We start from the raw sequence: 12,383 nt of genomic DNA, 5'->3' as shown, positions 1-12,383 counted from the left end.
CTTATTTTTGTCTTTCGTCGTATTGAGTATTAAGCTGAATACCTTTTTCATAGCGCTGATTCATCGCAGTATCTGAACGGTTAAAATAATATAACCACTTCATGTACTGATTAGTTAAAGCCTGTCGATAGAGTCCGTTAACTTGAAAGCGTATCGCAGAGGTTTCGCTAATAAACGGTAGACGCTTTGCTTTACATTTGAGTTTAAGCCGTAAACATAGCTCTGTATCTTCAAAAATATCTATTAGCGGCAACATACCTACGTCGAGTAGAAGTTGTTTTTTTGCAAATAAACAATGGTCTAAATAATACACTCCCCGTTTATCACCGCGAATATAATTAGAATACCAAGAGGTAAACTGAAGTAATGGATGGCGTATATTAAATTTATGGGTAAATGCCCCCCACGACATCTGATCTGCGTGTTTGTTTAACGCATTCAACCCTGCAATATCAATTATGCTACGAGGGTGATGAAGCACAATTGTGTCAGCATTTGCTTGCACAATACCCGCATTGAGCCGGCCTGCTCGTGATGCTATATCGGTTCTAATTAAGCACACGCCCGCAGCATTAATTATATCGATGGTGTTATCGGTGCTTCCCCCATCCACACAAATTATTTCGCAGTTTTTTAAATGTTGATACGCCTTGAGGATCCGTTGTAAATACCCTGTTTTTTCTTCATTTAAAGTAGGAATAATAATACTTAACATACTTTTATAACCTCATAGTTCAGAATATTACTCATGAAAACTCACTTTAGCGAGCGAGAATAGATCATTAATTGTATGTAATAGAGCTTTACGTGCTGGGCGAGTATCTGACTGTAGATCAATAAATAATTTTTTAAGATCGCTGACATAATCAATATCGTAACCTGGTAAGCAATACTTCACCGATAATTTATTCTGCCTACACTGTTGTGATAATGATTGTGATAATTCATTCGTGCTCCAAGGTAAATGGGTTAATACTGGCCAAGGTACTTTGTTAGCCATAATGATGACGCCACCATCATCAGCGTGATGCAAAGCTACGTCATTACTTTGTAATGCACTAATCGTTGCCTCAAAATATTGATGGTTAAGTATTGGAGCATCAGTACCTATGAACACTAGTTGCTCATGCCCTTGTGCTCGCAGCTGATTATCAACATAGTTTAATCTATCGCCTAAGTTGCCTAACTGCCCAAGCGGTAATTGCGTTATTACGTGGGCATTACTTATTAAAGAATGCGCCCACTGAATATCGCTTTCGCTTGAACAAGCAATAACAACAGGCCCTTGCCAATTATTAGCATCTTCTATTGCGCATGCTAATAATGCATGTGCAATTTTAAGTGCGCATTGCGCATTCGAGCCTTCAGCAAGCCGCTGCTTACCTTGATTGAGTTTAGGCCGTTTACAAAAAACAACTAACGTCGCTTGATTTATAACTAATCTAATTGTTTGTTTTGACGCTTTATTACTTTGGTTTATTTTATTCATTTTAATCATTTTAATCACAGCTCACGTAGCACTAATAATTTTGTAATTCGCATTTATAACTAGGGCTTGTTTATCTTTCTAGGCTGAGTTTGCAGCCGTATGTTTGGTTTTTAGGTAGGGCTGAGCCTATGTGGTGTTGTTATTTCCCATAAAGAGGCAATAACGCAACATCAATGCCAAGCATGTACTGCCCTTAGGTCGTCCTAAAGACGACTTACTCTTTGTTGCTCGGTTATTACTTAGCCCACGCTTATTCATACTCACTACCTTTAAGCTGCGCTGTATTTTTAACTCTGGATTGGCGAATAAATAACGTTGCAATCATGGATAAAATACCGATACCAGCTTTAATTGAGCCCATTACTGTGCCGCTAATTTTTGATTGTCCTATTCGCACTTTAGAGTCAACAGCGTATTCGCTCACTTGCATACCAAGAATGATCGCTTTAACCTGCATTTCTACAGTCCAGCCAAACGAGGTATCAGCCATATTTAAAGTGTGCAGCGACGAGAAGCGAATGGCCCTAAATGGCCCTAAATCAGTTATTTTTTGCTGCCAAAATAGTGTTATTAAGTGGCTAGATAGCCAGTTACCAAAGAGTTGTGGTTTAGTTAAAGCTCCATTTTCAATGGTGCCTAAGGTTCTTGATCCAATAGCAAGATCGTCACCATTAACAATCCCATTTAGTAATGAAAGGGCTTGATCTACAAAGCAAGAATCATCACCATCTACAAAAAGTACAATATCGCATGAGGGAAGCTTAGCAATAGCGGTTAAGCAGGCAATACCATAACCAGGTGTACTTTGATGAACAACTTGAGCACCATTAGCGGTTGCTACTTTTGCAGTGTTGTCTGTGGAACCATTGTCACAAACAATAACGTTATCAATAACCGCCTGCTCATCAAACATTAAAGTAATCAAATTTCTGACCACAATGGAAATAGCTTGCTCTTCGTTAAGAGCAGGAATAACAACAGCAACTTTATGACCTTTATACATTTTTAATCTCAATAATGTTAACGCCGCCACGTGATTCTTCAGACATTTGCACAGGGCTAGCTGCGAGTGTATCTTTTTTGATAATGGCGGAAGTTTTTCGGTTTATTTCAGCAAAAGACAATGTGCCTGTTGGGCAGGTTTGTACACAGGCGGAGCAACGAACGCATTGTGGATCGGTCATTGGTTGGCCTTTACTTGCAAAAGCCATAACATCAATGCCTTGATGGCATACAGTTGTACATTGATTACAACTAATACATTTCGATTTTTCACTAACAATAGCAAAGCGACCAAAGCGACTGTATATATGCATTAATGCCGCTAATGGACAAGCAAACCGACACCATGTACGCCCTGAATATTTAAAATAAAGGCCAAACCCTAAAATACCGGCTAATAAAATATCAACAACCCACTTATAACTAAATGCGTTTACTAATTGGTAGTCCTTGTTCTCGCCTTTTAAAAACAGATTAAACATATGGTTCATCCATGACTCAGGGTATATCCACCCTAAAACACGAATGACTAATAACACTGCAGCTATTAATAAAATGAACTGACCAAGCATATTTAGCTTATTCCACTTAGAACCGTGTGGCATTTTATGGCGTTGCTGATCTCCCATAGTTTCAGCCATAGCACCGCAAGAGCAAATCCAACTACAGTAAGCGCCTTTGCCCCACTTCATCACAATAATTGGAATAATAACGAATGTTTGAATAGCCCCAATAACTAACCAAGCAACTTGGGGAGTGTCGGTAAATACGGTATACACACCTAACGGCCAAGCGAAGATAAAACTATATGCATGCCAATAAGCGCGTGGGTGTCCCCATTCAGGCCATGTATGCGTCGCAAGTTCTTGCGCTGAGATATAACTGGGAAACAACGCATCGGCAAAGCTTTTGCCTATTCCTGCATCAAATACACCGTTATAGCCAAGTAATGGTAAAATTATTTCTGGCAATAAAAATAATGGAAACAATTGAATAGCAAACAAAACTGACGTTTGTACTGTTACATAAGGTGTTTTGCGTCGTTTAATTCGTTGCCAACCAAAAATACCAATTAATAGGGTATAAAGAACGGTGTAGTAAAACGAACGACTTTTTAAAGAAACCGCTATTGTGCCAATTAAGGTACTGCGATCATTCACTTGCAACTGCCACCATTCACCAAAGCCTGCTATTAAGATTGGCATTTGATCGGGATAAGAAAAAGTACTCCAAAATGAATTTAAAAAACCATAGCCTTTCCAATCGTATAATGCAGTTAATGCGACTAAAAACAGGGCAAAGAAAGCCCAGCCAGACCATGTGCTTTCACCACTGATATTGATTTTTGAACGTCTGAAGAAGTCTAGCGGGGCTTCACGACCAGTCGCTAACAACATGCTATCGTTATCTAATATTTCATCTGTACCATCTTTATTTTTTAACTGCACAGACCGTGGTGAAATTTTACTGACTTGAGTCGCCATTTTAAGCGTCACTTTGTCATCTTTTACTAATTGTGTTACTTGTTCGACATTCTCTGGTTTTGCCCGGTTAAACTGAGTTTGTCGATAAGATAAAGTAACTTTAGCGCCTTCCTCTGCTGTTGCAATCGCAGCCTCTAATGCGCTATCACCTCCGCCAACGATTAATAGTTCTTTATCTTTATAGTATTGTGCGTCAATAAAACGATTTGCTACCTTTGGTAAATCTTCACCTTCAACATTTAATTTTCGATAATTTCCAGAGCGCCCAATAGCAACAATCACACGGTGAGCCACTAAGCTATCACCATTCTCTAAAGTAACACGTAGTTTGTTGCCCTCTTTATTTACATGGCTAACTTGCGCCAGTTTAGCTTCAATACTGTGGGCAGTAGTTTGCTCTTTAAGTTCGCTCAACAGGTTTTCTTTATGACTTACTTTATTTGAAAATTGTAATTCGCCTTCAGGCTTCATGTCAGTGGGGTAAGTATAAATAGGTTTATTATTAGGAAAATTTTCAATCGTTGAAAATGGTTTATTACCTTCTAACAACGTAACATTAAGCTGCTGTTTTTTACCTTCAATAGCGGCAGAATACCCACTAACACCACCACCAATAACAATAATATCTACAACATCAGCTGTTTGCGTACGGGTACTAAAAGTAGTATCAGCAATAATGGAGCGAATAGCTTTAGCGCCCGTATCGCTGGAGAATTTAAGTAAAGGAATACCCGTTAAATCACCAACAACATACACACCTTTAATATTGGTTGTGCCATCGGCATTCACTAATGGTTGCTTTTCTACAGTGCGATCAGGCCATTGTCCGTGCAACCAGTGATAATAATTATTAATAATATTCAATTTGTATATTCCAATATAAAGTTTTATGTTTATGAATTATCAATGTGATTCAGCTTTGAAGTCTTTTTGATGCCGTGATAAATCAGCCTCAATAACGTTAACGCGTATAAAACACCTAAAAGTACAACAGGCCAAAGCGCAGGTTGCCATTGTTGACAGCAAAGGAAATTACCGAGCACTTCGTATGTCATGGGCATAAGTAATAACCAAGTAAGTAAATAAATATTTGGGCGCAAGGCAAGCAAGGGAACTAACGGGAGTAAATACCAAGGAAAAAGCACAGGGCTTAACATAAGAGGTAAAGCCAAGGCTGCTTGCATACAAAAATAAATAACCGATGTACTCATGTAGCGGGCTTTACTGTATCTAAAACTTGTATAAGCAATAAACAACACCGCAATAACTCCCATAACAAAAAGCGCTAAAACAACCTGAGAATTAGTTAATAGAGAATCAAGTGCAGTAAAAATAGGGGACGCATTACGCCATTTTTCAAAAAACACACTAATACTGCCTACGGGTACGTACCCAAGCGCAATGGTAGTACCATAAATTAGCGCGACAGTCGTAACCCAGCTGAGCACCAACATTAGAGCGGGTTTTAATGATTTTTGTAAAAAAAATAATGGCAGTAATAACATAACGGGTAAAATTTTCAGCGACATACCAATACCAATAGCGATACCGCAATATAAAAGTAATTGTCGCTGCCAAAAATAAATTGCGACAACAACTGCCAATGCAGAAAAAGCATCTATGTGTAACCCAACACCTGTTTCTAAAATCAGCAGTGGCGACAACGCAACAAGTGCTAAGTTATTTAATTTGTTGGCCTTTTTTAATACTAAAGCCGACACATACACCGTTAATAACCCTGCAAGTAATAGCAAAAACCGCCATACCAACTGTGCCTTTTCAACTCCAAATGATGATGAAAAAGTAAATAAAGCTAACGCTAATGGAGGATAAATAGTGACATAAGCTGCATGCTCTTTAGGTGGTTGCCACTGTTCTCGCAATTGTGTTAATTCAATCGCGTCATGGCTGATGCTATAAGGGTCGTAGCCTTCATATGCTATTCGCCCATCAAATAGGTAACGACTTGTGTCATTAGAGGTATAAGGCTCAACGTCAATCAATACAATACGCATTAGAAAAGCGGTGATTAGTAGCAGCTTATAATTTTTTAAATAACGTGATTTAGGAGATAAAGACCAAGCTACCAACATAAAAAATGCCATTAAACAATATTGAATAATGGTATAAACTCCAATACTGCTAACAGGAAATTCAGTATTGCTTTGCGACGTATTTGCTAAAAAATAACTCGAAAAACTCAGGGCAATTAAACTAGCTAAGCTTATAAAATAAAGCCAAGATTTACTTTTAGTTGTGAAACTTGGCTTAAACAATTGCAGGTTCATTTTAAGCGTGTCTAGATAGCTGATAATGACTATAAAAGCTATTAACTGCAGACATAACAAACCCAAGAGCTAACAACGATACAAATGGCAATATAAACCAATATTGGTAAATAACAGCCCACACTAAAACTACGACATAGATAGCTGCAACTAAAAATTCAAAAATGGCACCTTTAGGAGGTAAAGGTTTATAGTGCGGCTTATTTTTAAAGCCCTGCGAAGCTTGATTTTCACTTTTATAAGTATGTTCTGCTTTTTGTAGTTCACCTGTTTTAGGTGTGCGGACAAATTCACTTTCTTTGCCCATTAAAGCTTCAAAACCAGCCTTAGAATTATTAATTGCCAACTGTATACCTAACAATACTAAGTTAGGTAATTTTGCTAATGCACGTATTTTTGAGCGACCTAAAACTACTTGACCAAAATATAGGTATGCAATGTGTCCGCCTGAAGACATCAATAATAAGGCAATATCAATCCACCAAACGTTTATGTAATCATATTGCGCACGTAAATATAAGCTAGGTAATAAGAAAAATAATGTATCTAGCATCATGACTAAATAAGCTAGGTTATTTGATAAATGAAACGTTGATTCAAGTTTTTTAACAAGAGGTATTTTTGCTTTCCATACTGTTTTTAGCATTTTAAGCATGACTTGTACGCCACCTTTAGCCCAACGGTACTGCTGAGTTTTAAACGCATTCATATCAGCAGGCAGCTCACCTGGACATGTTATATGATTTAAATACTGCATTTTCCAACCAGCTAGTTGAGCTCTATAACTTAAATCTAAATCCTCAGTTAAAGTATCAGCACTCCAATGGCCTGCATCAATAATGGCTGAAGTACGCCAGATACCTGCAGTCCCATTAAAGTTAAAAAGCATATCACTCGCACAGCGCACATGCTGTTCTAACCCAAAATGAGCATCGAGCATTACAGCCTGTGTTTTTGTTAATAAGCTACTACGACGATTTAAATGCTCCCATCGCAACTGCACCATGGCAATATCAGTTTGAGTGAAAAAATGAATACTTTTTAATAATGTATCCGGAGTAGGTATAAAGTCAGCATCAAAGATAGCAATAAATTCACCATCGGCCGTTGTCATTGCCTCTTTTAATGCACCAGCTTTAAAACCATGACGATTGGTTCGCTGTACGTGCTCAATATTTATGCCTTGTAGCTTATAATGCGATACACGTTCAGCAATAACCTCACTTGTATCGTCATTAGAATCATCAACAATTTGTATTTGTAAACGATCAGCCGGATACTCCAATAATACAATTGAATCAACAATCCTTTTGGCAACTAACCTTTCATTATAAAGTGGAATTTGAACTGTTATCTTTGGTAATTTCTCAAACATTTTAGGTGATTGAGGTGTAAAATTTCGATATTTAAACCATCGAAATACCATAGACAAACGGTGCAAACCAAATAAAGATAAAATAGCTAATAATAAAAAATGAACAACAAGTACTAACGAACCAATTAACGACATAATTTAATAAACCTTAGTAATACCAAATTGAATATTATTACCTTGCAGGATATTGCTACCGTAAATTTCACGTGTAAAAGTAAGCTCAATACCAAAGCCAGCTAATGACGAGTTTTTATCAAAATTCCAACCTGTAGCCAGTTCAAATTTTCCTGAGTCAAACTCTAAAGGATTTGATAAATTTGCAGCATTGATTGAAGTTGACGAATCTGCATTTTCTGCACTTAATATTCCGTCAAGTTTGGCACGCATATAAATGTTTTTATTAACGTTAAAACCATACTCAAGCAAGTATCTGTATTCGTCAGAAGGCTCTGCGGTACGAACTCGATAACCAACTTCAGCCCCAATATAACCAAACTTATCCAGCCCTTTGCCTAACAATATTTTGGCTTCGTAGTCTTCTTGGTTATTTCCTAACCCATCATCCTCATCATATAAAAAAGGGGTTTTAACTAAAAAAGAAGTAGATAGAACAAAAGGTTCTGCCTGCCATTGATATCGAATACCAACCTCGGTATCACCAAAACCGCTGGCGCTACTTGTGCCCGTTACAGAATCTTCTTGTTCATAGCTTTGATGTAATAATGAGCCATAAATAGAGAAGTTATTCCCTAAACCATGCTCCAAGTAAAGTGATGTATTTTGCCCTTCAAAACGCTCAAAGGTTGGGTTGTTTCCACGATATTTGCTCGACGTATAATCAGCGTAACCTAACTTAATATAACCACTTCCTTCTTCACCAACCCATGCCCCAGCCGACACGTTAACTGACGCTAAGCTGATAGATAGAGCGATGGCTGAAAAAGATATTCCCTTTAATATGTAACTTTTTTCATTGTGATCTTTTTTAAATTTCATTTTTATTTTCCACTAATTTATTAAATTTAAATTTTGAAGTAATTAACTAAATTTTTATCGTGATTTTCAATTAGCATGTTTTATTTCGCTTTAAGTTTAAAAAACCAGACGTTTATAAAATAAATAATGCTTATTTATAAAAAAAATCAAAAACTGATAATTTTTTTAATTAATCTAAACCTGTTGATATCAAGTAATGCTGCTGTTCTAAGCTAAAACCTAAAGTTTGTTATTTAATTTAGGAACATTATGGAAGGTAAGTTTCGCAACTGTGTCACGAATTAATCACAAAATTATCACATTTTATCAATAGGGAATGAGCGCTCTGATATAAGCTCTAATTCAGATGAAAGAGGGCATTAATTGCGCTTATTAATACAGAGATTAAGTTAAGAGGGTAGGGGTAAAAAACTAGACGAGTAAATAAACACTTGCTAAAAAATATAGCATTAATAGTGGTTCAAACGTAAACCCCCTTTACACCTAAAATGCACAAGCACCAAAGGTATAAAGGGTATGATTAAAATTAGTTAACGCTTTCTAATTTTACTTTTAAATCGAGTAAATCGGTTGCGATTGTATTTGGCTGTATTTCCCACGGATCGAAAATAGACTCTTCAGATCGTTGAATCCACGCTGCACGCATACCATGTGATATAGCACCGGTTACATCAAACGGATTACTTGATACAAGCCACGTGTTTGCGCCTGTCGAATTGGTTTCGCGTAAAAAGTGGCTATAAACCCCTGGGTTTGGTTTAAAGGTTTTAACATCGTCGGCACTTACTACCCCTTCAAAAAGCTCACTAATGCCAGCGGTTTCTAATAAGGTATGAACTGCGTCGGCAGCCCCATTTGAAAATGCAAACAAACGGTAGTCTTTTGCTTTTAGTTGCTCAAGACCTGCTTTTACATCATCGAACGCAGGAAGCGTTTTATAAAGCTCTAGCAGTTGCTCTTTTTGATCTTCACTTAACTCGGTTTTGTGCGCTAAGCAGGCGTAATCGAGTGCGTGTTTTGTACATAGCGAAAAGGGAATATAATTTTGCATTAATCCACGTCTAAATGAATACTCTAATTGCTTTTCGCGCCATGTATTTGAAAATGCTTGGGCGTTATCGCCAATCATGTCGTCGAGTAAGGACAGTACGCCGTGAGTGTTTATTAGCGTACCGTATACGTCAAATGCAAGTGTAGTTGCCATGTTTGCTCCGCAATAAAATAAATTAAGTTGGTTTTAGAGTACTTGCTTACAGCTTAACTTAATTTGAACGAACGCTCAATTTAATAAAACTTGTATGCATCAAGCGCTAAAATATCCATTTCGATGTCTTTATGTATTTTTTCAACTTGACCGTCACCACTACCAAGCGCAGCAAAAAGAGGTAAAAAGTGCTCTGCAGTAGGGTGGTTAAATAAAGCATTGGGTGCTTCATTTAAATAGTTAAGTAACGCTTGGGTGTTTTGCGTTATTAACTTTTGCTCAACCCAATGGGTAAACTCATTAACCATTTGAACACGGTTAGGTGTAGCGGGGCTTTTAAATATTTCACGTAGATTGTGACTAATACCGCCTGAGCCAATAATTAATACGTTATCGCTGCGCAATGGTGCAAGTAACTGTCCGTATTTATACATCGCTTTAGTGCCAAGACGTGTATTAATAGATACCTGAACTATAGGAATATTAGCTGCTGGGTACATTAAGCGCAGCGGGATCCACACACCATGATCCCAACCTTGCTTGGCACTTTGCACGGCTTTAATACCCGCCTTGTAAAAGTACTCACTAATAGTATTAGCAAGCTTAGGGTCCCCCGGTGCTGGGTATTGAATTTCATATAGGGGCTTGGGGAAGTTATAAAAGTCGTGAATAGTCTGCGGCGCATCTCCCGATGTAATAACTATATCGTGCGCTTCATCAAAGTGAGCAGAAAACACCACAATAGCTCGTGGTTTACTAAGCGTTTGACCTAATGATACAAGAAAATCTGACGTAGCCGATTGCTGTACAGCCATCATTGGCGAACCGTGAGATATAAATAAAGCGGGCTGAGTCATGCTAAAACCTTAAACAAATAGATGTGTTATTAAGCACTATATTAGTTTTTATTTTGACGATAAATATGGTATTTATTTATACATTATCAATAAAGTATTGTTAAAGATGGATAAACTCACCACCATGAAAACCTTTTTGGCCGTTGTGCAAGAAGGATCGTTTTCAAAAGCGGCCGATAAGCTCGATATTTCTCCGCAGTTAGTCAGCAAATATATTTCTGCGCTGGAAGATAATCTACACACGCGTTTATTACACCGTACAACGCGAAAAGTAAGTGTAACAGAGGCTGGGAACCAATATTATCAGCGTTGTCAGCAGGTGCTTGTTGATATTGAAGACATGGAAAACTCACTAAATAACTTAAGCGAGAATGTTTCGGGTATGCTTAGTATTAGTGCACCTATGTCATTTGGTACTAAGCATTTAGCAGGTTTGCTGGTTGATTTTCAAAAGCAGTATCCAAATTTAAAGTTAGACTTACGGCTCACAGACCAATATGTAGACATAGTAGAGCAAGGTATTGATATTGCGCTGCGCATTGGCGTATTAAAAAACTCAACGCTCATAGCTAAAAAAATTGCCCCTATACACCTAGCGGTATTTGCGTCACCCGATTATTTAAAACACCATGGCACGCCACAAACGCTTTTAGATTTACAGTCGCATAATTATTTACGCTATTCCCTTAGCGAGCCCACAAAACGCCTATTTGGAGTTAATGAGCTAAAAAGCGAGCTAAAGCTTGAAAGTAACTTTGTGGCTAACAATGGTGACTTACTACTAAATACAGCCATTGCGGGAGGTGGTATTGCTATGCAGCCCACATTTATTGCAGGCGAAGCGCTGGCTCAAGGTAAAGTAGTGCGCATTTTACAAGACTATGAACCCGACCCAATGGGACTCTACATGGTGTATGCTAATAGACAGTTTTTACCGAGCAAAGTGCGTGCTTTTGTTGATTTTGCGAGCGACTTTTATGGCGATACCCCATACTGGGACTTAGGGGAGTGATATGTCGATTACAAACAGTTGTATAAGTAGTTTTACTTGGGCCTGTTATTTTTTATGCCACTGATATTCCATTTGTTTTGCTGTTAAGCAAGCAAATTCATCAGTACTGCACAATGCGACTAATTGCAGGCTCATATCTATGCCAGCCGAGATCCCCCCTGATGTGATAAATTGATTATGCTGCACCCAACGTTTATCACTAATTACATTTAAATCAGGAAATAATAACGCCAATTCATTTTGATCTTCCCAATGCGTTGTTACATTTAAGCCATGTAATAAATCGGCTTTTGCGAGCAAAAACGCGCCCGTACATACAGACGCAACACGAGTAGCTGTTTTTGCACTTTTACTGATCCAATCAATCACCTGCTTTTTATTAAATTCGGCGGTGTGATCGCCACCTACCACAATTAATAAATCAATATGAGGGTGATGTAAAAAGTTGTAATGGGGGTTTACACTAAAACCTCCGCGCGCTATTACAGGCTTACTTTGCTCCGCAATAAAAAATACATTCCAGTTATTTTCAGCTAAACGCTTAGCGGTACTGAAAACTTCAAAAGGGCCTGAAAAGTCGAGTACTTCTGCGTTATCATAAATATAAATGCCTATATTCATTTAGGTCTCAAAAAGCTCAAATTAATATGAAGCTTTACCTTAGCCTATAAAATCA

Annotated in this window: 11 protein-coding genes; 1 reads left to right on the top strand and 10 read right to left on the bottom strand. The window is 37.8% G+C overall.

All coding sequences use genetic code 11. From position 1 onward, the window contains the following. Position 1: 1 nt before the first annotated feature. From NRL14_RS03045 to NRL14_RS03005, 9 genes are all read right to left on the bottom strand, one after another. Entirely contained in the window at positions 2 to 715 is a 714-nt protein-coding gene (locus tag NRL14_RS03045; RefSeq protein ID WP_306723967.1) for a glycosyltransferase, read from the bottom strand. Positions 716 to 742: 27 nt separating this feature from the next. Further along, entirely contained in the window at positions 743 to 1,489 is a 747-nt protein-coding gene (locus tag NRL14_RS03040) for a DUF2064 domain-containing protein (protein ID WP_149614980.1), read from the bottom strand. Between the two features lie 250 nt (positions 1,490 to 1,739). Next, entirely contained in the window at positions 1,740 to 2,492 is a 753-nt protein-coding gene (locus tag NRL14_RS03035) for a glycosyltransferase family 2 protein (protein WP_306723966.1), read from the bottom strand. Further along, positions 2,485 to 4,839, bottom strand: a complete 2,355-nt coding sequence (locus NRL14_RS03030) for an NAD(P)-binding domain-containing protein (RefSeq protein ID WP_306723965.1) — start codon at positions 4,837 to 4,839, stop codon at positions 2,485 to 2,487. Before NRL14_RS03030 ends, NRL14_RS03035 begins: the two co-directional genes overlap by 8 nt. Before the next feature lie 29 nt (positions 4,840 to 4,868). Further along, on the bottom strand, positions 4,869 to 6,068 hold the full coding sequence (locus tag NRL14_RS03025; protein ID WP_242401486.1) for a glycosyltransferase 87 family protein: 1,200 nt from the start codon (positions 6,066 to 6,068) through the stop codon (positions 4,869 to 4,871). Between the two features lie 196 nt (positions 6,069 to 6,264). Further along, on the bottom strand, positions 6,265 to 7,773 hold the full coding sequence (locus tag NRL14_RS03020) for a glycosyltransferase (protein WP_007378777.1): 1,509 nt from the start codon (positions 7,771 to 7,773) through the stop codon (positions 6,265 to 6,267). A 3-nt stretch (positions 7,774 to 7,776) separates the two neighbouring features. Then, positions 7,777 to 8,634 (bottom strand): hypothetical protein, encoded by an 858-nt coding sequence (locus NRL14_RS03015; protein ID WP_007378776.1) that lies wholly within the window; start codon positions 8,632 to 8,634, stop codon positions 7,777 to 7,779. A gap of 526 nt (positions 8,635 to 9,160) precedes the next feature. Continuing rightward, positions 9,161 to 9,838, bottom strand: coding sequence for a haloacid dehalogenase type II (locus NRL14_RS03010; RefSeq protein ID WP_008134396.1), 678 nt, complete (start codon positions 9,836 to 9,838; stop codon positions 9,161 to 9,163). 80 nt (positions 9,839 to 9,918) lie between these two features. Next, the gene (locus NRL14_RS03005; RefSeq protein WP_008134397.1) at positions 9,919 to 10,695 is read right to left on the bottom strand and encodes a class III extradiol ring-cleavage dioxygenase; all 777 of its coding nucleotides are present in this window, start codon (positions 10,693 to 10,695) and stop codon (positions 9,919 to 9,921) included. Positions 10,696 to 10,801: 106 nt separating this feature from the next. Between NRL14_RS03005 and NRL14_RS03000 the strand changes: the two genes are divergently transcribed. After that, entirely contained in the window at positions 10,802 to 11,707 is a 906-nt protein-coding gene (locus NRL14_RS03000; protein WP_306723964.1) for a LysR family transcriptional regulator, read from the top strand. Positions 11,708 to 11,752: 45 nt separating this feature from the next. On the opposite strand, the gene NRL14_RS02995 is transcribed toward NRL14_RS03000, so the two are convergent. Continuing rightward, on the bottom strand, positions 11,753 to 12,328 hold the full coding sequence (locus tag NRL14_RS02995; RefSeq protein ID WP_306723963.1) for a DJ-1/PfpI family protein: 576 nt from the start codon (positions 12,326 to 12,328) through the stop codon (positions 11,753 to 11,755). Positions 12,329 to 12,383: the final 55 nt, after the last annotated feature.

Origin of the sequence: Pseudoalteromonas sp. 20-92 (assembly GCF_030847595.1) — a bacterium.
GTDB classification, from domain to species: Bacteria; Pseudomonadota; Gammaproteobacteria; order Enterobacterales; family Alteromonadaceae; genus Pseudoalteromonas; species Pseudoalteromonas fuliginea.
The sequence above is the reverse complement of the archived record's forward strand: the minus strand, read 5'-3'. Positions and strand labels throughout refer to the sequence as shown.

Bases quoted from the DNA above. Each gene is read 5' to 3' on its own strand.
- NRL14_RS03045 (WP_306723967.1), bottom strand. From the start codon at position 715: ATGTTAAGTATTATTATTCCTACTTTAAATGAAGAAAAAACAGGGTAT.
- NRL14_RS03040 (WP_149614980.1), bottom strand. From the start codon at position 1,489: ATGAATAAAATAAACCAAAGTAATAAAGCGTCAAAACAAACAATTAGA.
- NRL14_RS03035 (WP_306723966.1), bottom strand. From the start codon at position 2,492: ATGTATAAAGGTCATAAAGTTGCTGTTGTTATTCCTGCTCTTAACGAA.
- NRL14_RS03025 (WP_242401486.1), bottom strand. From the start codon at position 6,068: ATGTTGGTAGCTTGGTCTTTATCTCCTAAATCACGTTATTTAAAAAAT.
- NRL14_RS03020 (WP_007378777.1), bottom strand. From the start codon at position 7,773: ATGTCGTTAATTGGTTCGTTAGTACTTGTTGTTCATTTTTTATTATTA.
- NRL14_RS03015 (WP_007378776.1), bottom strand. From the start codon at position 8,634: ATGAAATTTAAAAAAGATCACAATGAAAAAAGTTACATATTAAAGGGA.
- NRL14_RS03010 (WP_008134396.1), bottom strand. From the start codon at position 9,838: ATGGCAACTACACTTGCATTTGACGTATACGGTACGCTAATAAACACT.
- NRL14_RS03005 (WP_008134397.1), bottom strand. From the start codon at position 10,695: ATGACTCAGCCCGCTTTATTTATATCTCACGGTTCGCCAATGATGGCT.
- NRL14_RS03000 (WP_306723964.1), top strand. From the start codon at position 10,802: ATGGATAAACTCACCACCATGAAAACCTTTTTGGCCGTTGTGCAAGAA.
- NRL14_RS02995 (WP_306723963.1), bottom strand. From the start codon at position 12,328: ATGAATATAGGCATTTATATTTATGATAACGCAGAAGTACTCGACTTT.